This window comes from Amycolatopsis sp. NPDC049691 (assembly GCF_040675005.1).
Taxonomy (GTDB): domain Bacteria; phylum Actinomycetota; class Actinomycetes; order Mycobacteriales; family Pseudonocardiaceae; genus Amycolatopsis.
The window spans coordinates 1-20,532 of the sequence record NZ_JBFANX010000037.1 but is presented as its reverse complement, the minus strand read 5'-3'; the positions used below and the strand labels follow the sequence as shown (position 1 = coordinate 20,532).

Below are 20,532 nucleotides of genomic sequence, written 5' to 3'. Positions count from 1 at the left end.
GAGGGTGCGGCGGACGGAGCAACGTTGTGCGCCAACCGGTATCACATATGTGAACGACGATCAGGTTTCTGAATCGTTATCAACGACTGTCTTGCCCGGCTTTTTCCGGCGTGTGAGTGTGGTGGCCGCTGGCTGGACTGGACCTACGAAAGAGGCGACCCGGCAATGACGCAGACAGCCCCGGCGCGGCACATCAGCCGAACCACCCTGTACTTCTTCGGCGCGCTCGGCGGCATCCTCTTCGGCTACGACCTCGGCGTGATTTCCGGGGTGCTCCCGTTCATCGGGAAACTCTGGGCGCTGACCAGCTGGGACAAGGGCGTGATCACCGCCAGCCTGTCGGTCGGTGCCATCGTCGGTGCGCTGTTCTCCAGCCGCACCAACGAAGCCCTCGGCCGCCGCCGCACGATCATGGTCGCCGCGGCGATCGTCATCGCCGGCACGCTCGCCGCGACGTTCTCGCCGACGTTCGCGCTGCTGGTGATCTCGCGGCTGATCATCGGCCTCGGCATCGGCCTGTCGTCCTCGACGGTGCCGACGTACCTGTCCGAGCTGGCACCGGCGCGGCTGCGTGGTGCGATGGGTGCCCTGAACCAGATCTTCATCGTGCTCGGCATCCTGATCGCGTTCCTGGTCAGCTACTGGCTCGGCCCGGTGTCGGCCTGGCGGTGGATGTTCGCCGGTGCCATCGTGCCCGCCGCCATCCTGCTCGTCGGGCTGGTGTTCCTGCCGGAAACCCCGCGCTGGCTGGTGAAGAACGGCCGCGAGGAGGAAGCCCGGCGGGTGCTCGCGAGCGCGCACGGCAACACCGTGAACCTCGACGAGGAGATCGCGACCATCAACGAGGTCATCCGGCTCGACACCGAGGACAAGCCGCGGCTGCGCGACCTGTTCTCCGGCTTCGTGCGCCCGATGCTCGTGGTGGCCCTGCTGCTCGCGATCGGCCAGCAGTTCAGCGGCGTCAACGCGATCAACGCCTACTTCCCGACGATGCTGATCGGCCTCGGCTTCGCGACGCAGGCCGCGCTGCTGTCCGGTGTCCTGCTGGGCGTGACGAAGTTCCTGTTCACCGCGTGGGTCGTGTTCGTGGTGGACCGCTGGGGCCGCAAGCCGCTGCTGCTCATCGGCAACGTCATCATGGTGATCACGCTGGTGGCGGCCGGACTCGTCGTGCTCAACGTCCACGACACCGGCACCCGCGGCATCCTGATGCTGGTGATGATGGTGCTGTACCTGGTGGGCTACGAGCTCGGCTGGGGCGCGGTGGTCTGGGTGATGATGTCCGAGGTGTTCCCGCTGAAGTTCCGCGCGGCGGGCATGGGCGTCAGCAGCGTCGTCCTCTGGGCCGCCACGGGCATCGTGAGCGCGGTGTTCCCGATCATCTCCGACCCGAAGTCGCTCGGCATCGGCGGCTCGATGTTCCTGTTCGCCGGCATCAACGTGGTGCTGTTCGTGCTCACCAAGTGGCTCGTGCCGGAGACCAAGGGGCGCACGCTCGAGCAGATCGAGCTCGACCTCCGCGCGCGGCAGGGGGTCGCGGCGAAGAGCTGACCCGGGGGTCGGCGCGGCGGGGCACGGGTTCGCCCGTGCCCCGCCGTAATTCGCTTGCCCGGCACCGCGTCCGCGCGAGACGGTGCCCCGATGGAGATCCGTTCCGCGGCCGAGCAGGACCGCGCCGCCTTCGTCGACACGCTCTTCGCCGCGTTCGGGCGCTTCCCGGCCGAAGGCGACCGGGTCTGGTCGGCGCTGGAAATGGACCGCGCCCTGTTCGCCGTGCCGCCGGACGGCCGGCCCGTCGGCACCGCGGCCGCGTACTCCTTCGAGCTGACCCTGCCCGGGGAGGTCGTCGTCCCGGCCGGGGGCGTGACCGCCGTCGGCGTCCTGCCGTCGCACCGTCGCCGGGGCGTGCTCACCGCGATGATGCGCCACCAGCTCGCCGACGCGCGGGCACGCGGGGAGTTCCTGTCCGTGCTGCTGGCCAGCGAGGCCGTGATCTACCGCCGGTTCGGCTACGGGCCGGCGACCACCACGCACCGGCTGACGGTGCCGCGGCATCGAGCCGCCCCGCGGAGCACCGCCGTCCCGGCGGCGGGCACGATCGAGGTGCTGCGGCGCGCCGAGTGCGGCGACCTCTTGGAGGAGGTCTACGACCGCTACCGCCGGGCTCGGCCGGGCGCGCTGTCCCGGCCGCCGCACTGGTGGGCCCGAGGTGCGGGGCAGCCGCCGATCTCCGCGGCCCCGCGGTACGTCGCCCTGCACCGCGATCCGGGCGGTGTCCCGGACGGGTACGCGACCTACCTGCTCGACGGGACGTTGACGGTCGACGAGACGATCGCCGCCGACGACGCCGTGGCGACGGCGCTGGCCCGGTTCCTGCTCGACCACGACCTGGCCACCCGCGTCGTGTTCAAGCAGTGTCCGCCGGACCACCCGTTGCGCTGGCAGCTCGCGGACTTCCGCGCGGCCGAGGTGAGCGACGAGACGGACTGGCTGTGGGTGCGGTTGCTGGACGTCCCGCGCGCGTTGACGGCACGCGGCTGGTCGGCCGACGGCGATCTCGTGCTGGACGTCGAGGACCCATTCCTCGGCGAGGACGGGCGTTATCTGCTGACGGTCCGCGACGGCAAGGCCGAGTGCGTCCCGACGGACCGGACACCCGACCTGTCCCTGGACGTCAGCGACCTGGGATCGGTGTACCTCGGCGGGGTCGCGCCGAGCACGCTGGTGCGGGCCGGGCACGTCCGGGCCCACCACCCGGACGCGGCCGCGCGCGCCGACGCGCTCTTCCGCACCGAGCGCGCCCCGCACTGCCTGCACTGGTTCTGAAGCGGTCCTCAGAGGGTGACGGCGAGCCCGAGCTTCCCCGCCAGCCGTCCGATCCACGCATCGACCTCGTCCGGCGACCGGTCCGGCAGGCCGAAGACCGTCTCGGTGACGCCGAGGGAATCCAGGTGCGCCAGCCGGTCCGGGTCCGGGCGTTCCCCGAGCGCGCAGATCCGCGGCGCGCCCGTCCGTCCTTCGGCGGACCAGATCTCCCTCAGCAGCGCCACGTGCCCGTCCAGGTCGGAGTCGGCCGGGGTGGTGATCCAGCCGTCCGCGTGGCGGGCGATCCAGCGGAACGTCTTCTCCGTCGGACCCGCGCCCAGCAGCACCGGGATGTGCGCCTGGACCGGCTTCGGCCACGCCCAGCTCGGCCCGAAGGAGACGAACTCCCCGGCGTAGGAGGCCTCTTCTTCCGTCCACAGTGCACTCATCGCTTCGAGGTACTCGCGCAGGGCCGTGCGGCGCCGGTTGCCCGGCACGCCGTGGTCGGTCAGCTCGTCGACGTTCCAGCCGAAGCCCGTCCCGAGCGTGACGCGCCCGCCGGAGAGGTGGTCGAGGCTCGCGATCGTCTTCGCCAGCGTGATCGGATCGCTCTCCACCGGCAGGGCCACCGCGGTGGACAGCCGGATCCGCGACGTCACCGCGGCCGCCGTCGCCAGCGCGACCCAGGGGTCGAGGGTGCGGCTGTAGCGGTCGTCGGGCAGGGACGCGTCACCGGTGCGCGGGTGCGGCGACTCGCGCTTCACCGGGATGTGCGTGTGCTCGGGGACGTAGAAGGTGGCGAACCCGGCGGCCTCCGCGGCGCGCGCCGCGGCCGCCGGGGTGATGCCCCGGTCGCTGGTGAACAGCACGATTCCGTAGTCCACGCGAGGAGCGTATTAGAACGTGTTTCAGTTTTCAAGGTGGGCAGCCGATGAGGTGAGCGCCGCCGCCGGCGCGGGGAGGATGGGGGCCGGAGGTGCAGGTGGACGCAGTGTTCCTTTGTGGACGGTCACGGCCGGTGTCCCAGATCGTGGACGCCGGGCCGGGGCGGGATGGCCAGCCGGGTGCCGGTTCCACTATCCTCGTCCGCGGGCCGAGAGGCGCTGCAACGGACCACGGGGTCCGCCACGCTCGGCCCGATCCACCGGACCAAGGGCGCCTCCCGGACGAGGGAGGGCGCCGATGAGTCAAGATCCCACCAGCCGGCTGCGTGAGCTGCTGGGCCGCCGCGTGGCGGTCCTCGACGGTGCCTGGGGCACCATGCTGCAGGGCGCCGGGCTCACCCCGGCCGACTACCGCGGCGACCGCTTCGGCGAGCACACCCACGACGTCACCGGCGACCCCGACCTGCTGAACCTCACCCGCCCGGACGTCATCCTCGACGTCCACCGCCAGTACCTCGCGGCCGGTGCGGACATCACCACGACGAACACCTTCACGGCCACCAGCATCGGCCAGGCCGACTACGGGCTGCAGGCGTACGTCCACGAGATGAACGTCCGCGGCGCGCAGCTGGCCCGCCAGGCCGCCGACGAGTTCGGAGACCGGTTCGTCGCCGGCTCGATCGGCCCGCTCAACGTCACGCTCAGCCTGTCGCCGAAGGTCGAGGACCCGGCGTACCGCGCCGTGACGTTCGAGCAGGTCAAGGCGTCCTACGCGGAGCAGATCGCCGGGCTCGCCGAGGGCGGCGTCGACCTGCTGCTGATCGAGACGATCTTCGACACGCTCAACTGCAAGGCCGCGATCGCCGCCGCCCGCGAGGTCGCGCCGCACCTGCCGCTGTGGATCTCGGTCACCATCGTCGACCTGAGCGGCCGCACGCTCTCGGGGCAGACGGTCGAGGCGTTCTGGAGCTCGATCGAGCACGCGAAACCGCTGGTCGTCGGGGTGAACTGCTCGCTGGGCGCGGAGGAGATGCGCCCGCACGTCGAGGAGCTCTCGCGGATCGCCGACACCTACGTCGCCTGCCACCCGAACGCCGGCCTCCCGAACGCGTTCGGCGGCTACGACGAGACGCCGGCGGAGACGGCCGGGCTGGTCGGCGGGTTCGCCCGCGACGGACTGGTCAACCTGGTCGGCGGCTGCTGCGGCACCAGCCCCGCGCACATCGAGAAGATCGCCGAAGCCGCGAAGGGCGTCACGCCCCGCGAGGTGCCGGCGCCGCGCACGCACACCCGGTTCAGCGGGCTCGAGCCGTTCGGCATCGGCGCCGACACCGGGTTCGTGATGATCGGCGAGCGCACCAACGTCACCGGCTCCAAGCGGTTCCGCCGGCTCATCGAGTCCGGTGACCACCAGGGCGCCGTCGACGTCGCGCTGGAGCAGGTCCGCGGCGGGGCCAACCTGCTCGACGTCAACATGGACGCCGACCTGCTCGACTCCGAGCAGGCGATGACGACGTTCCTCAACCTGATCGCCACCGAGCCCGAGGTCGCGCGGATCCCGGTGATGGTCGACAGCTCCAAGTGGAGCGTGCTCGAAGCCGGGCTGCGCTGCCTGCAGGGCAAGGGCGTGGTCAACTCGATCAGCCTCAAGGAGGGCGAGGAGCCGTTCCTGGCCCAGGCCCGCACGATCCGCAACTACGGCGCCGGCGTCGTCGTGATGGCCTTCGACGAGCAGGGCCAGGCCGACACCGCCGACCGCAAGGTCGAGATCTGCGCCCGCGCCTACGACCTGCTCACGCGGAAGGCGGGCTTCGCGGGCGAGGACATCATCTTCGACCCGAACGTCCTGGCCGTCGCCACCGGCATCGCCGAGCACAACGGCTACGCGAAGGCGTTCATCGACGCGCTGCCCCGGATCAAGCAGCGCTGTCCGGGCGTGCACATCTCGGGCGGCATCTCGAACCTGTCGTTCTCCTTCCGCGGCAACGACGTCGTCCGCGAGGCGATGCACTCGGCGTTCCTCTTCCACGCCGTGCGGGCCGGCCTGGACATGGGCATCGTCAACGCGGGCCAGCTCGCGGTCTACGAAGACATCCCGAAGGACCTGCTCGAACTGGTCGAGGACGTGCTGTTCGACCGCCGCGAGGACGCCACCGACCGGCTGGTGAGCTTCGCCGAGAACGTCAAGGGCAGCGGCACCAAGCGCGTCGTGGACCTCTCCTGGCGCGAAGGCACGGTCGGGGAGCGGCTGTCGCACGCGCTGGTGCACGGCATCGTCGACTACATCGAAGACGACACCGAAGAGGCCCGGCAGCAGCTGGCGCGGCCCCTCGACGTCATCGAGGGCCCGCTGATGGACGGCATGAAGATCGTCGGCGACCTGTTCGGCTCCGGCAAGATGTTCCTGCCGCAGGTCGTGAAGAGCGCCCGCGTGATGAAGCGGTCCGTCGCCTACCTCGAGCCGTTCATGGAGGCGGAGAAGGAGAAGGCGCGCCAGGAGGGCAGGCTCGCCACGTCGGGCGGCCAGGGCAAGATCGTGCTCGCCACGGTGAAGGGCGACGTCCACGACATCGGCAAGAACATCGTCGGCGTCGTGCTCGGCTGCAACAACTACGAGGTGATCGACCTCGGCGTGATGGTGCCCGCCGGGAAGATCCTCGACACCGCGGTCACCGAAGGCGCCGACGCCGTCGGGCTGTCCGGGCTGATCACGCCGTCGCTGGACGAGATGGTCGCCGTCGCCACCGAGATGCAGCGGCGCGGGCTGAAGCTGCCGCTGCTGATCGGCGGCGCGACGACGTCCCGCCAGCACACCGCGGTGAAGATCGCGCCCGTCTACGACAACGCGACGGTCCACGTGCTCGACGCGTCGCGCGTGGTCGGCGTGGTGTCCGACCTGCTCGACCCGGACCGCTCGATCGCGCTCGCCGAGAAGAACCGCGCCGACCAGGAGGTGCTGCGCGAGCAGCACGCGAGCAAGCAGCGCCGCCCGATGCTCACGCTCGAGCAGGCGCGGCTCAACCGCGAGCAGGTGGTGTTCGCCGACCTGCCGACGCCGCTGTTCACCGGCACCCGGGTCGTCGAGCCGTCCATCGCCGAGCTGCGCGAGATGATCGACTGGCAGTTCCTGTTCCTGGCCTGGCAGCTCAAGGGCAAGTACCCGGCGATCCTGGAGCAGCCGGTCGCCCGCGAGCTGTTCGACGACGCGAACAAGCTGCTCGACCAGATCATCGCCGAAGGCAGCTTCACCGCGAAGGGCGCGTACGCGTTCTGGCCGGCGCACAGCGAGGGCGACGACATCCGGCTCGACGGCGAGTTCGCGCACGTCGGGTTCCCGATGCTGCGCCAGCAGACGTCGAAGCCGGAGGACCGCGCCAACCGCTGCCTCGCCGACTACATCGCTCCGGAAGGCGACCACCTCGGCGGCTTCGCGGTCGCGATCCACGGCGCGGAGAAACTGGCGGCGAAGTACGAAGCCGAGCAGGACGACTACCGCGCGATCATGGTCAAGGCGCTGGCCGACCGGCTCGCCGAGGCCTTCGCCGAGCACATCCACCTGCGGGCCCGCCGCGACTGGTTCGAGCCGGACGCCGAGCCGGTGCTGGCCGACCTGCACGCGGAGCGGTTCCGCGGCATCCGCCCGGCGCTGGGCTACCCGGCCAGCCCCGACCACAGCCAGAAGCGTGAGCTGTTCGAACTGCTCGAAGCCGATCGGCTGGGGATGGACCTGACCGAGTCGTTCGCGATGACGCCGGCGGCGAGCGTGTCCGGGCTGATCTTCGCGCACCCGGACTCGCGGTACTTCACCGTCGGGCGGCTCGGCCGCGACCAGATCGAGGACTACGCGCGCCGCAAGGGCGTCGCGGTCGCCGAGGTCGAGCAGTGGCTGCGGCCGAACCTGGCCTACGAGCCCGAGGCGTAGTCCTTCAGCTCGATGTCGGTGGCGAACCTGTCGGTCGCCTTGAGCATCAGGCCGAGCAGGAAGCGGGACTTGAACGTCCAGTCCCGCAGCTTGATCCGCAGCGGCGACGGCGGCGCGAGGAACGGACCCGCGCTGCCGCGCTGCGCGACCTTGGCGTAGCCGCGCAGCTGTTCTTCGTAGCGGGCGAAGGCGATGCGGTGGTCGCCGTTCGCTTCGAGGAGCTCGCCGGCGAGCACGTAGGCGCCGACGATCGCGAGGCCGGTGCCGAAGCCGCCGAGGGTGTTGCCGTAGGCGGCGTCGCCGAGCAGGACGACCCGGCCGCGGGAGTAGTGGTCGATCGTGACGCGGGCGAGGGAGTCCAGGTAGAACTCGCGGGCGTCCGGCAGCTTCGCGATCAGTTCGGGCACCCGCCAGGCCGCCCCGCGGTAGGCCTCGGCCACCAGCTTCCGCTGCGTGCCGGTGTCGCCGCGGTCGTAGTCCAGCTCGGGTGAGGCGAAGACCAGGAACGCCGAGGCCTTCGGCCCGCCGACGGCGGCCATCCGGCCCGGCTCGTTGTACATCACGGCCTCACCGCCGCCGACCTGTTCGCCCAGTTCGGCGAGGGCGTAGTAGTGGCCGAGGAACCGGACGTAGTCGCGTTCGGGACCGAAGGCCAGCCGCCGGACGTTCGAGTGGATACCGTCGGCGCCGACGACGAGGTCGAACCGGCGGGGTGCGGCGGTGGCGAAGGTGACGTCGACGCCGTCGGCCGTCTCGATCAGCGCCGTGATGGTGTCGCCGAAGAGGTACTCGCAGTCCGTGTGCTCGTACAGGATGTCCGCGAGGTCGCCGCGGCGGATCTCGATGTCGCCGCCGGTGAACTCGCCGGGGATCACGGCCCGCGGGCGGCCGGCGGCGTCGACGATGGTCTGGTCGGTGCCACCGGTCTGCCGGGCCAGGACGTCGTCGAGGATGCCCATGCGCTCGAGCACGGTCCGGTGGGTGGCGCCCTTGAAGTCGACGGACTGGCCGCCGGGCCGCACCGAAGGAGCGCGCTCGACGACCGTGACGTCGTAGCCGTAGCGGGTCAGCCAGAGGGCGAGGGCGGGGCCGGCGATGCTCGCGCCGGAGATCAGGACGGTCGGCTTTTTCATGCCGCCGAGCATCACCGGGACGGCTGACCGGTCTCTGGCGAAGCGCTGACGGCGGCCGTCAGCGACTGTCGCGAGTGGACCGCGCGCGGACCGTGACGACGGAAAATTCCCGGCCACGGCCACGGTTTTCCCGCCGGTTTTCGCACGTTGACCCCGGCCGGTCGCGCGGGCACCATTTGCCGGGGGAGAGGGGGCGGCGATGCTGGACAGCGAAACGCGACCGGCGGCCACCGCGCTCGGCGAGCTGCTGCGCAACGGGGAGCGCGCACTCGAGGCCGACGGCGACCTGCGTGCCGGCCGGGAGTGGTTCGACCGGGCGTACCGGGCCGCGGAGGCCGCGTGCGACGGGGAGGGGATGGCCCGCGCCGCACTGGGGCTGGCCGGGCTGTGGGTGCACGAACTTCGGAGCGCGCCCGCCGCCGCGCTGCTGCAGGCCCGGTTGCGCAGCGCGCGGACCGCCGTCTCCCCGGGGTCGTCGCTGGCCCTGCGGCTCAAGGCCCGGCTCGCGGGCGAAGCCGACTACGTGGCGGGGGAGAGCAACGAGATCCTCGCGGTGCTCGAGGAGGCCAAGCGCGCGGGCGACCCGGTCGCCTGGGCCGAGGCCGCGAGCCTGGCCCACCACTGCCTGCTCGGGCCCGGCCACGGCGGCCAGCGCCGGGCGCTCGCGCAGGAGCTGATCACCGAGGGCTTCCGCACCGATCGCCGCAGCGACCTGCTGATGGGCCTGCTCTGGCGCACGGTCGACCTGTTCCTCGACGCCGACCCGCACGCCCAGCGCGGGCTCGCGGACCTGCGTGGCCTGCTGGCCGAGCGCGACCACCTCGCGGTCGGGTTCGTGCTCGACGCGATCGACGTCATGCTCAGCATCCGGGCCGGCCGGTTCGACGAGGCCGAAAACCGCGCGGCGGCCTGCGCGCTGCGCGGCGAGCAGGCCGGCGACGCCGACGCGATCGGCTGGTACACCGCGCAGGTCGGGGCCGTGCGCTGGTACCAGGGCCGCGTCGCCGAGCTGCTGCCGGTGCTGCGGGAAACCGTGCACTCGCCGACGCTCAGCGCGGTGGACAACGCGCTGATCGCCGGGCTGGCCGTCGCCGCCGCGGCGGCCGGGGACGAGCGCGAGGCCGCCGGGGCGCTGGCCCGGCTGCGCGGCCGGGACCTGGCGCTGCTGCCGCGGTCGAGCAGCTGGCTCGTGTCGATGTACGGGATCGTCGAGTCCGCCTACCTGCTCTCGGACGTCGACTCCGCGCTCGCCGCGTACGCGCTGCTCACGCCCTTCGCACGGCTGCCCATGACGGCCAGTCTCGGCGTCGCCTGCTTCGGCTCGGTGCAGCACGCGCTGGGCGTCGCGATGCTGACCGCGGGCGAGACCGCACGGGCCACCGAGCACTTCCGGGCGGCGGTGCGCGACAACCTCGCGCTGGCGCACTGGCCGGCCGCGGCGCTGTCGCGCGCCCGGCTCGCGCAGGCGCTGGGACCCGCTTCGGCGGAAGGCGCGCGGGAGCTGGCCGCGGCGACCCGGGAGGCGGAGCAGCTCGGGATGGTGCTGCCCGGTTTCGCGTCCGGTGGCGGGAACCGGCGCGTCACGTGCCGTCGCCAGGGCAGCCACTGGCTCTTCGTCCTGGACGGGCGGTCCGCGCTGGTCGAGCACAGCGTCGGCATGGGCTACCTCGCGACACTGCTGGACAACCCCGGCCACGAGCTGACCGCGGTCGAGCTGGCGCACGGGGTGGTCGCCGAGGCGACGTCGGCGCAGCCGGTGCTCGACCAGGAGGCGACCGGGCACTACCGGCGCTGGCTCGCGAACCTCGAGGCCGAGCTCGACGAGCACGAGGCCAACCACGACACCGGCCGGGCCGAGCAGGTCCGCACCGAGCGCGACTGGCTGCTGGGCGAGCTGTCGGCCGCCGCGGGGCTGGCCGGCCGCGTCCGCGAGTTCGCGGGCGCGGAGGAGAAGGCCCGGGTCGCGGTGGGCAAGGCGATCCGCCGCGCGCTGACCCGGATCGCCGCGGCGGACGCCGTGATCGGCGACGTCCTGCGCGACGGCGTCCGCACCGGCACCCGCTGCAGCTACGACCCGGGCTGACCGGCCGCGGGAGACGGCTTACTCGACGGCGCCGTTCTGGGTCAGCAACGTCTGGTACCAGGCGTCGTACGGGTGGTTGGTCGCCGGGTAGTTCGCGAGCGGCGTCGTCGCGTCGCCCGCCGAGTCGAAGTCCCAGCCGCGGACCAGCTTGCCCGACTGGCGGGCCGAGGTGATGAACGCCGACTCCGTCGCGGGCGCCCCGTAGAACAGCGCGCCCTGCTGCAGCTCCGCGCTGTCGCCCTGCTGGAACTCGTCGAAGGCGACCTGCCGGTAGCGGACCCGGTCACCGGTGACGCTCGCGGTGTCCGCGCGCAGGGTGTTCGACGGCGTCGGGCCGTCCGCGCCGGTCCACACCTTCATCCGGCGGGTGCCGTTGGTGGCGGTGTCCTTGGCGTACCGCGCGTCCGAGGTCTTGGCGTTGCCGGTCCACGTCACCGCCGTGCCGGTGAGGGTCCCGGTCCAGGTCCAGTTCTGGCTGCTGCTCTGGCTCTGGTGGATCTCCCGCAGGTGCGTCGCGTCGGTGAAGGCGACCGTCGGCTGGACGCCGTTGTCGTACTGGTGGCTGGCCTGCCAGGTGATCTCGCCGTCGGCGCCGAGCTTGCCGACGTGGTACCAGAGCGTCGTCGCGGACTGGGACTGGTGGACCTCGACGAGGTCACCGTCGTCGTCGAGCGCGACGGCCGGGGTCTGGCCGCTGTCGTACTTGCCGTGCCGCAGCCAGGTGACGCGGCCGTCGGCGCCGTAGGTCCCGGTCCAGTACCAGAGCGCGCCGCCGCCGGAGTCGTGCACCTCGACGACCTGGCCGCGGCCGTTGAGCGCGACCGCCGGGTGGTACCCGACGTCCCGCTTGTATTCGCTGCGGCTGCCGCCGTCGCCCGAGAGCAGCGGCAGCACGCGCCCGCGCAGCGCGTCCACGGCCGGCGAGCCGGCCGGGTAGTCCTGCGCCCGCAGCAGCCGGCCGCCGAACACCGATTCCAGTTCCTGGTTGACCGCGGCCAGGTTGCCCGCCGCGAAGTTCGCGTTGTCGGTCAGGTCGTCCTTGAGGTCGAGCATGACGACGATCGGCGCGGCCGAAGGGTGGGCGGCCGACCAGGTGTTCACCACCGACAGCCAGTCGCGCAGGTTGTTCGACGCCGGGTTGCCGCCGCTGTGGTCGACGGCGTTGCCGGGCGAGTCGTGGCCGACCCCGTAGTCGTGGTTCGTGGCGTAGCCGTTGTCGTGGATGTCGTACTCGATGAACCGGACGCCGTGGTCGAGCTGGTAGGTGATCGAGCTCTTCGCGCCGTCGACGTCGCCCGAATAGCTGTTGTGCGTGGCGCGGAAGACCGAGGCCGTGAACGGCGGGCTCGCGGCTTCGGCGGTCCCGCCGGTCAGGAGCGCGGCGGTGGTCAGCGCGGAGACGGCCAAAGCGGGCAGTCGGGTCATCCTCGGGTCCTCACGTCGGCGAACGGGGCGGTCCCATCCTGGCCCGGCCGCCGGAACAACGGGTGGAACAGCGTGGAACACGGGTGGAACGCCTAGAAGGGGACAGCAGGACATCGAGGGAGGAACGTCATGACCTACGCGGGAGGACCCCAGTTCCCGGAACCGACCGGACCCGTGCCGCCGCCGCAGGCCGGTCCGCCGCAGCCGCCGGCCGCGCCGAAGAAGTCCAAGCGGCGGCAGAAGATCGTGCTCACCGTGTTCCTGATCCTGGTCGCCGCGGTCCTCGCGCTGGTCTGGGTGGCCACCCGGTCCAACGGCGAGAACGCCCAGGTCGGCAACTGCGTCACCGAAAGCGGCGAGAACTACGTGAAGATCGTCGACTGCGGGACGCCGGAGGCGACGCTCAAGGTCGTCGCGCGGGTCGAGGACAAGACGCAGATCGAGGCGCAGATCAGCGCGTGCACCCCGTACCCGGACGCCGACCAGGTGTTCTGGGAGGGCAAGGAGGGCGAGACCGGCGTCGTGCTCTGCCTGGCGAAGACCGGCAAGTAGCCCGATGGCCGCCGGGAAGTTCTCGTTCACCGGCTCCGGCGAGGTCCTGGTCCGCAGCGGCGGGCGGACGCTCGCCGCGGCGGGCGACGTGATCGTGATCGGTGACCGGGTCTTCCGGCTGGCCGAGGTGGACCGGGTCGCCTACGACGCGGCGGCCCGGCCGCACCAGGCGAGCTATGCGCTGGGCCTGGCCCACGGCCCGGTGCGGAGCCGGTTCGTGTTCGACGCCTTCGGCCGCGACGAGCTCGAAGACGCGCGCGAAACGTGGCGGCGGCTGGTCGAGCTGGTCGAGTCGGCGGCCTGCCCGCGGATCGCGCGGGCGGCGGTCGACGCGATCACCGCCGGTGCCACCGCCCGGTTCGGCGGGGGCGGGCACCGGCGGATCGACGCGGACGCCGAAGGACTGCGCCGGCGGCGGTGGTTCGCGCCGAAGGTGCCGTGGGCCGACGTGCTGGGCACCGACCTGCGCGCCGGTCAGGTGCGCGTGTGGACCGGCGGGCCGGAGCCGGAACTCGTCACCGCCATGGCCGGCTGGAACGCGGTGGTGCTGCCGCGCGTCATAGGAATGATGGTGGCGCAGGAAAAAGAATCACCGTCCGATCGGAAATGACGGTATTCCCGATCGCGATTCTTACGAAATTGTCGCGTGGATTCGGTACTCCGCCGGGCTCCGCGCGCTCATTATCCGAGGAACGAAGTGTGCGCGGGCGCGGAAAGCCCGTGAGGGGTTGGGGAGGCAGTGGGTGTGGCGAACGACTGGCCGCTGGTCGGCCGCGAACAGGAGCTGGCGTTCGCGCGCCGGGCGATGGCCGATCCCGAGGTGTGCGGACTGCTGCTGACCGGCCGCGCCGGCGCGGGCAAGACCCGCCTGGCGAAGGTGCTGCTGGCCGAGCTGGCCGGTGACGGCGCGCGCACGCACTGGGTGCGCGCGATGTCTTCGGCGTCGACGATCCCGTTCGGCGCGTTCGCCCACCTCCTGCCCGGCAGCGCGGACGGCTCGGGCGACCGCGCGCACCGGCTCAACCAGGTCGCCGGCCACCTCACCCGCGGCGCGGAGGGGCGCCGGCTGGTGCTGTGCGTCGACGACGCGCACCTGCTCGACGACCTGTCCGCGACGCTGGTGCACCAGCTGGCCGCGACGGCGTCGGCGTTCGTGGTCGTCATCGCGCCGCACGGCGTGAGCGTGCCCGACCCGGTGTTCGCGATGTGGAAGGACCGCGTCGCCGAGCGGCTCGACATCGGGGAGCTGAGCCGCCCGCAGACCACCGAGCTGATCACCGCGGTCCTCGGCGGACGGCTCGACGACGGCGCGGAGCACCGGCTGTGGGGCCTGACGCTGGGCAACCCGCTGTTCCTGCGCGAGCTCGTGCAGGGCGGGCTCGACAGCGGTTCGCTGTCGGCCGAGGACGGCGTGTGGCGGTGGAGCGGGGCGCTCTCGGCGACCCCGCGGCTGGTCGAGCTGATCGAGACCCGCACCGACCGGGTCGACGCCGACGAGCGGCGGCTGCTGGAGCTGCTCGCCTTCGGGGAGCCGCTGGGCAGCGAACCGCTGGTGCGGCTCGGCGCCGCCCGCGTCCTCGCCACGACCGAGCAGGCCGGGCTGGTCGTGTCCGAACGGACCGGGCGGCGGCTGAACGTCCGGCTGGCGCACCCGCTCTACGCCGAGGTGATCCGCCGCCGGACGTCGCCGCTGCGCCAGCGCGACACCTACCGGATCCTCGCCCAGACCCTGGACCTGACCGGCGCGCGGCGCGCGGAAGACAAGCCGCGGCTGGTGCGGTGGCGGCTGGCCGCCGGGCTGCCGGTCGACCCGCAGCTGGTGCGGGCCGCGGCGGAGACGTTGCTGCGCAAGGATTTCCCGCAGGCCGAGCAGCTGGCGGCCGAGGCGGTCCGGATGGGCGGCGGGTTCGGCGCGAAGTTCCTGCTCGCCCAGGTCCGGATCGCCGGCGGCCGGCCCGCCGACGCGGACGCGCTGCTTTCCGAGCTGGCGGGCGAAACGGTGTCCGACGCGCAGCACGCGCGCGTCGCGGCCACGCGGGCGCGGAACCTGGCGTTCGGCCTGAACCGGTTCGAGGAGGCATCGGCGGTCTTGGACACCGCCGAAACGGCGGTGTCCGGGACCCAGGACGACCTCGTGACCGCCCGCGCGGCGCTCTTGGCGGCTTCGGGCGCGTCGCGGGCGGCTTTGGAGCTGCTCGGCCCGGTGCTGGACCGCAACCGGCGCGGCGACGCGCTGCGGCTGGCGGCGCTGGTCGTCGCGGCCGGGGCCTTGGCGACGACCGGGCGGACGGAGGCGTGCCTGGGCGTCGTCGGCGAGGGGCTGGAGATCGCGTCGCGGATCTCGGACGCTTTTGCGCCGGGGGCGCGGGTGCGGCTGGAGCACGCGCGGATCGTCGCGCTGTGCCGGGCCGGCCGGCTCGAGGAGGCCGAGGACCTGGCGGGCGACGACTACCGCGACGCGGTCCGGGACCGGTGGGGCCCGGCGGTGGCGGGCGCGGCGGCGTCGCTCGGGACGGTCGCGCTGGCGTACGGCAACGTCCGCGGCGCGATCCGCTGGCTGCGCGAGGCCTTGGCGGCGGACGCGCACGACCAGCCGCACGAGTTCCGCCCGGCGGTCGCCGCGGCACTGGTCCGCGCGACGGCGATGAGCGGCCGGATCGCGGAGCCACTGGGCGACTGGGACGGCGCGTGGGTGGCGGCGGCGCGGGGCGAGCTGTCACGGGCGGCGGAGCTGGCCGCGTCCGCCGCGGCCGCGGCGTTGTCGGACGGCAGGCTCGCGGTCGCGGCGGAGATCCGCTACGACCTGCTCAGGTTCGGGGCCGACCCGGGGGAGATCCCCTCGTCGGGCGGAATGGCGGCGCTGTATTCGGCACACGCGGCGGCCCGCTCGGACCCGGCGGCGTTGGACGAGGTGGCGGCTTCGTTCGCCGACGCCGGCGCGCGACTGCTGGCGGCGGAGGCATCGGCCCAGGCGGCCCGGGCGTACCGCGCGGAGGGCAAGAACGGCAGCGCGGCGACGTCGGCGCAGCGGGCGAGGTCGTGGCTGGCGTCCTGTGAGGACGCCGCGACGCCTGCGTTGTCGCTTTTGGAGACGCCGCTCGACTTGACGGTCCGGGAGCTGGAGATCGCCCGCCTGGTGGCGACGGGCCTGACGAGCCGCGCGGTGGCGGACCGGCTGGTCGTGTCGGTCCGGACGGTCGACAACGTGCTGCACGGGGTCTACGCGAAATTGGGTATTTCCGGGCGCCGCGAGCTGGCATCGGTGGTGGGGCCACTGGCATCGGGGAGTAGTCCCGCCGACGGTCCATAGGTAGATCACGTCCGCGGCAGGGCGGAAGCCGAGTAGGGCGCTACTCATGACCGGGGCTGCTTCCGGCTCAAGACTGGATGACAACGGAGGGGCACGGGCTTCACCGATCCGAATGTCAGGAGTGCACACGATGACGACTTCATCGGGCGACGTTTTCCAGAACGAGCAGGGTTCCGGTAGCGGCCGGAACCAGTTCAACGAGCAGGCCGCGACGGGCGGCTCGGGGAACATTTTCCAGAACGAGCAGGGTTCGGGTGGTTCCGGTGGGAACCAGTTCAACGAGCAGGCGTCGACGGGTGGTCGCGGGGACATCTTCCAGAACGAGCAAGGCTCCGGCCGCGGCGGCAACCAGTTCAACGAGCAGGCCTCGGCCGGCCACCACGGTGACGTGTTCCAGAACGAGCAGGGTTCCGGCGGTCACGGCGGCAACCAGTTCAACGAGCAGGCCTCGACCGGTGGCGGCGTGGGAGACATTTTCCAGAACGAGCAGGGTTCCGGCGGTCACGGTGAGAACCAGTTCAACGAGCAGGCCTCGACCGGTGGCGGCGTGGGAGACATCTTCCAGAACGAGCAGGGCTCGGGTGGGCACGGTGGGAACCAGTTCAACGAGCAGGCGTCGACGGGTGGTCGTGGGGACATCTTCCAGAACGAGCAGGGCTCGGGTGGGCACGGTGGGAACCAGTTCAACGAGCAGGCGTCCACGGGCGGCCGTGGGGACATCTTCCAGAACGAGCAGGGCTCGGGCGGTCACGGTGGGAACCAGTTCAACGAGCAGGCGTCCACGGGCGGCCGTGGGGACATCTTCCAGAACGAGCAGGGTTCCGGCGGTCACGGTGGGAACCAGTTCAACGAGCAGGCCTCGACCGGCGGCCACGGCAACATCTTCCAGAACGAACAGGGCCAAGGCCACGGCGGCAACCAGTTCAACGAGCAGGCCTCCACGGGCGGTCACGGCAACATCTTCCAGAACGAACAGGCCCACCACGGCCACGGCGGCGACCAGTTCAACGAGCAGGCGTCGCACGAGCACCACGGCCACGAGCACGAGCACCACGGCGGCGAGCACCACGACTACCACGCCGACCACGTCGACCACCACCACGACGTCGACCACTACTGAGCCGGCGAAGACGAGCAAGGCAAGCACGTAAGCAAGAGGGAGCGGTCATGCAGGAGCCGAGCGGCGGGGGGCGCATCGCCCTCGACACCCTCGACCTCGCCGTCAAGGGAGCGAAGGCCTACGGGCGGGACGATCTCGTCCAGCGCCTCACCGACGCCCGGCGCCTGCTGTCCGAACCGGACATCACCGTCTACGTCGTCGGGGAGTTCAAGCAGGGCAAGAGCTCGCTCATCAACGCCCTGCTGACCGCGAAGATCTGCCCGGTCGACGACGACATCGCGACCGCGGTGCCGACCGTCGTCCGGTACGCGCCGGAGTCCGGGGCTCTGGCGACCTACGAGCCGGCCGACCCGTCGTCGCCGCCGTGGACCGAGCGGATCTCCCTCGAAGACCTTCCCACCCACGTGAGCGAAGCCGGGAACCCCGGCAACGTCCGCAAGCTCAAGTCGGTCACCGCGTCGATCAGCCGCCAGCTGCTCTCCGGCGGGCTGGCGCTGGTCGACACCCCCGGCGTCGGCGGGCTCGGCTCGCTGCACAACGCCGTCACGGTCAGCTCGCTGCCGCGCGCCCACGCCGTTCTCTTCCTTTCCGACGCCTCGCAGGAACTCACCGGCGCCGAGCTGCGGTTCCTCCGGACCGTCAAGGAACTCTGCCCGACGGTCTTCTTCGTCCTCACCAAGATCGACCTCTACCCGCACTGGCGGCGCATCCTCGAGCTCAACGCCGGCCACCTCGAAGCGTGCGGGATCACCATCGAGACCGTCGCCGTCTCCTCGGAGCTGCGCACCGTCGCGGCGCGCTCCGCCGACCAGGAGATGAACGTCGAATCCGGCTTCCCCCAGCTGGTCAAGTGCCTGCAGGGCGTGGTCGGCGACGCCGAGCGGTCCGCGCTCAACGCCGTGGGCCTGCACGTCGGGTCCGCCGTCGGGCAGCTGCACGCCTCCCTGCGCGCCCGCCGGACCGCGCTCGCCCACCCCGAGCAGTCCGCCGCGCTCGTCGCGGAGCTGGGCCGGGTCAACGACCGCGTCGACGCGCTGCGCAGCCAGTCCGCGAAGTGGCAGCAGCTGCTCTTCGACGGCTTCGCCGACATTTCGTCCGATGTGGACTACGACCTGCGCGCCCGTTCCCGTGGGGTACTGCACGAGGCGGAAGAGGCCATCGAGGACGGCGACCCGGCCAAGAACTGGGACGAGTTCGAGAAGTGGCTGCGCCAGCGCCTCGCGAACGAGACCCTCGAGAACTACGCGACCTTCGTCAAGGACGCGCGCGGCCTGGCGTCCCGCGTCGCCGAGCACTTCGAGCTCGCCGAGTCACAGGCCGTGCTGCCGCGCGAGGTCCAGGCGCCCGTCAAGGTCGTCGAGGAGATCGACATCGACTCCTCGTTCACCGGTGTCAAGACCCGCGGCGCCACCGGGATGGCCGCGTTCCAGAAGGCCTACAGCGGCTTCCTCATGTTCTCCATGCTCACGAAGATGGCCGCGCTCGCCATCCCCACGCCGTTCGGGGTCGCGGCCGGCCTGCTCATGGGCCGCTCCGGCTTCGTCGACGAACGCAAGCGGCAGCTGGAAAAGCGCCGCAGCCTGGCGAAGACCGCCGTGCGCCGGTTCGTCGACGAGTTCAACCTCCAGGTGGGCAAGGACTCCCGCGACGCGATGCGGACCGTCCAAAGAGAACTCCGCGACGCCTACAGCGCCCGCGTCGAAGAACTCCAGCGGTCCCTCACCGAGGCACTCGCGAACGCCAAGAAGGCCGTCGTCGACGACGACGCCGAGGCCGCCGAGCTCAAGCGCCTCGAAGCCGACATCGAAGCCCTCGAAGTGCTCGGCCGCCGCGCCGACGAGCTCACCCTGCGCAGTGCGCCCAAACCCGTCCCGGCGGTGACGCGATGACCCCGCTCTACGTCCAGGTCCGCGGGTTCGTCGCCCGCGCGTGCGCCGGGTACGCCGGCACGCCGGCCGAGCCGCAGCTGCGGCAGATCGCCGGCCGGCTCGCCGAGCCGCTGCGCGTCGCCATCGCCGGCCGCGTGAAGGCGGGCAAGTCGACGCTGCTCAACGCCCTCGTCGGCCAGGAGCTGGCGGCGACGGACGCGGGGGAGTGCACCCGGGTCGTCACCTGGTACCGCAACGGCCCGACCTACCGGATCATGCTGCACCCCGTCCGCGGGATGCCGCGCCAGCTGCCGTTCGGCCGCCTGTCCGGGACGCTCGGCCTGGAGCTCGGCATGGCGCCCGAGGACGTCGACCGGCTCGTCGTCGACTGGCCGTCGCCCGCCCTGCGCGCGATGACGTTGATCGACACGCCCGGCCTCGGCTCGGCGCGCTCCGAGGTCTCCGGACGCACCGAGGCGGCGCTGGTGCCCGAAGGTGACGGCGTCGGGACCGCGGACGCGGTCGTGTACCTGATGCGCCACGTCCACGGCGACGACGTCCGCTTCCTCGACGCTTTCCACGACGACCCGGCGCAGCGCCGCCCGGTGAACACGATCGGCGTGCTGTCCAAGGCCGACGAGGTCGGGCACGCCCGCGTCGACGCGCTCGACTCGGCGGAGAAGATCGCCGCCCGCTACGCCCGCGACCCCCGCGTGCGGGGGCTCTGCCAGACCGTCGTCCCGGTGGCCGGCCTGCTGGCCGGCTCCGCCGCGTCGCTGAAGGAGTCCGAGTACCGCGCCTTCCGGGTGCTGGCCGCGGGTCCGGAAGCCGAAGTGGCGCGGCTGCTGACCTCGGCCGACCGGTTCGCGCGCACCGAGTCCGAAGTGGACGTTCCGGTGGCCGCGCGTGCCGAACTGCTGTCCCGCTACGGACTTTTCGGCGTCCGCCTCGGGATCGAGCTGGTCGCCGGCGGCCACGTGACCGGCGCGCGGGCGCTGTCGGGCGAGCTGCTCGCCCGCAGCGGCCTGCACCGGCTGCGGTCGCTGCTGACGTCCCAGTTCGCCGCGCGCGCCGACGTCCTCAAGGCGCGGTCGGCGCTGCAGGCGGCGGAACTGGTGCTGCGGGCCTACCCGGACCGCACCGGCGGGCTGCTGCACGAGTGGGAGCGGATCGTCGCCGGCGCGCACGAGTTCGCCGAGATCCAGCTGATCGACTCGATCCGGCTCGGCGCCGTGCTGTTCACCACCGACGAGGCCCGCGACGCGGAACGGCTGCTCGGCGCGGCCGGGGTGGACGTGCCGAGCCGGCTGGGCCTGCCGGCGGACGCGGGCCGCGCCGCGGTCCGGCAGGCGCACCGCCCCGACCAGCTGAGGTGGGAGGCGCGGGCCGCGCCCCCCCCGTACCCCGGCGCCCGGCCGGGCCCGGGCCCG

At 72.2% G+C, this 20,532-nt stretch carries 13 protein-coding genes and 1 riboswitch; of the genes, 10 read left to right on the top strand and 3 right to left on the bottom strand.

Translation table 11 applies throughout. From position 1 onward, the window contains the following. Positions 1–165 precede the first annotated feature (165 nt). On the top strand, positions 166–1,551 hold the full coding sequence (locus AB0J40_RS45715; protein ID WP_364466642.1) for a sugar porter family MFS transporter: 1,386 nt from the start codon (positions 166–168) through the stop codon (positions 1,549–1,551). Between the two features lie 90 nt (positions 1,552–1,641). Next, positions 1,642–2,826, top strand: a complete 1,185-nt coding sequence (locus tag AB0J40_RS45710) for a GNAT family N-acetyltransferase (RefSeq protein WP_364466640.1) — start codon at positions 1,642–1,644, stop codon at positions 2,824–2,826. Between the two features lie 8 nt (positions 2,827–2,834). Here the strand turns inward: AB0J40_RS45710 and AB0J40_RS45705 are convergent, their stop codons facing one another. Beyond that, entirely contained in the window at positions 2,835–3,689 is an 855-nt protein-coding gene (locus AB0J40_RS45705) for a TIGR03619 family F420-dependent LLM class oxidoreductase (RefSeq protein WP_364466638.1), read from the bottom strand. 205 nt (positions 3,690–3,894) lie between these two features. Next, positions 3,895–3,973, top strand: a riboswitch (S-adenosyl-L-homocysteine riboswitch). A gap of 14 nt (positions 3,974–3,987) precedes the next feature. On the opposite strand from AB0J40_RS45705, the gene metH reads away from it, so the two are divergent. Further along, a complete protein-coding gene (metH, locus tag AB0J40_RS45700; protein WP_364466636.1) occupies positions 3,988–7,611 on the top strand; it encodes a methionine synthase in 3,624 nt (1,207 codons plus the stop codon). Here metH and AB0J40_RS45695 read toward each other — a convergent pair. Continuing rightward, positions 7,593–8,744, bottom strand: coding sequence for an FAD-dependent monooxygenase (locus tag AB0J40_RS45695; protein WP_364466634.1), 1,152 nt, complete (start codon positions 8,742–8,744; stop codon positions 7,593–7,595). The genes metH and AB0J40_RS45695 overlap by 19 nt on opposite strands. 199 nt (positions 8,745–8,943) lie before the next feature. Here AB0J40_RS45695 and AB0J40_RS45690 point away from each other — a divergent pair, with 199 nt between their 5' ends. After that, positions 8,944–10,827 carry a hypothetical protein gene (locus AB0J40_RS45690; protein WP_364466632.1) on the top strand — a complete coding sequence of 628 codons (1,884 nt, stop codon included), beginning with the start codon at positions 8,944–8,946 and terminating at the stop codon, positions 10,825–10,827. A gap of 18 nt (positions 10,828–10,845) precedes the next feature. On the opposite strand, the gene AB0J40_RS45685 is transcribed toward AB0J40_RS45690, so the two are convergent. Then, entirely contained in the window at positions 10,846–12,252 is a 1,407-nt protein-coding gene (locus AB0J40_RS45685) for a hypothetical protein (protein WP_364466630.1), read from the bottom strand. 129 nt (positions 12,253–12,381) lie between these two features. Here AB0J40_RS45685 and AB0J40_RS45680 point away from each other — a divergent pair, with 129 nt between their 5' ends. The 6 genes from AB0J40_RS45680 to AB0J40_RS45655 all read left to right on the top strand — a co-directional run. Next, positions 12,382–12,804 (top strand): hypothetical protein, encoded by a 423-nt coding sequence (locus AB0J40_RS45680; RefSeq protein WP_364466628.1) that lies wholly within the window; start codon positions 12,382–12,384, stop codon positions 12,802–12,804. A 4-nt stretch (positions 12,805–12,808) separates the two neighbouring features. Then, positions 12,809–13,414 carry a hypothetical protein gene (locus AB0J40_RS45675; protein ID WP_364466626.1) on the top strand — a complete coding sequence of 202 codons (606 nt, stop codon included), beginning with the start codon at positions 12,809–12,811 and terminating at the stop codon, positions 13,412–13,414. A gap of 135 nt (positions 13,415–13,549) precedes the next feature. Beyond that, entirely contained in the window at positions 13,550–16,114 is a 2,565-nt protein-coding gene (locus AB0J40_RS45670; protein ID WP_364466624.1) for an AAA family ATPase, read from the top strand. Between the two features lie 130 nt (positions 16,115–16,244). Continuing rightward, complete coding sequence (locus AB0J40_RS45665; RefSeq protein ID WP_364466622.1) at positions 16,245–17,234, top strand: glycoprotein; 990 nt, start codon at positions 16,245–16,247, stop codon at positions 17,232–17,234. A 47-nt stretch (positions 17,235–17,281) separates the two neighbouring features. After that, positions 17,282–19,123, top strand: coding sequence for a dynamin family protein (locus AB0J40_RS45660; RefSeq protein ID WP_364466620.1), 1,842 nt, complete (start codon positions 17,282–17,284; stop codon positions 19,121–19,123). Further along, a partial coding sequence (locus AB0J40_RS45655; protein ID WP_364466618.1) for a dynamin family protein occupies positions 19,120–20,532 on the top strand: 1,413 nt, incomplete at its 3' end. The genes AB0J40_RS45660 and AB0J40_RS45655, both read left to right, overlap by 4 nt.

Coding starts and splice junctions, on each gene's coding strand:
- AB0J40_RS45685 (WP_364466630.1), bottom strand. CDS start 12,252: ATGACCCGACTGCCCGCTTTGGCCGTCTCCGCGCTGACCACCGCCGCG.
- AB0J40_RS45715 (WP_364466642.1), top strand. CDS start 166: ATGACGCAGACAGCCCCGGCGCGGCACATCAGCCGAACCACCCTGTAC.
- AB0J40_RS45680 (WP_364466628.1), top strand. CDS start 12,382: ATGACCTACGCGGGAGGACCCCAGTTCCCGGAACCGACCGGACCCGTG.
- AB0J40_RS45710 (WP_364466640.1), top strand. CDS start 1,642: ATGGAGATCCGTTCCGCGGCCGAGCAGGACCGCGCCGCCTTCGTCGAC.
- AB0J40_RS45660 (WP_364466620.1), top strand. CDS start 17,282: ATGCAGGAGCCGAGCGGCGGGGGGCGCATCGCCCTCGACACCCTCGAC.
- AB0J40_RS45690 (WP_364466632.1), top strand. CDS start 8,944: ATGCTGGACAGCGAAACGCGACCGGCGGCCACCGCGCTCGGCGAGCTG.
- AB0J40_RS45695 (WP_364466634.1), bottom strand. CDS start 8,744: ATGAAAAAGCCGACCGTCCTGATCTCCGGCGCGAGCATCGCCGGCCCC.
- metH (WP_364466636.1), top strand. CDS start 3,988: ATGAGTCAAGATCCCACCAGCCGGCTGCGTGAGCTGCTGGGCCGCCGC.
- AB0J40_RS45665 (WP_364466622.1), top strand. CDS start 16,245: ATGACGACTTCATCGGGCGACGTTTTCCAGAACGAGCAGGGTTCCGGT.
- AB0J40_RS45675 (WP_364466626.1), top strand. CDS start 12,809: ATGGCCGCCGGGAAGTTCTCGTTCACCGGCTCCGGCGAGGTCCTGGTC.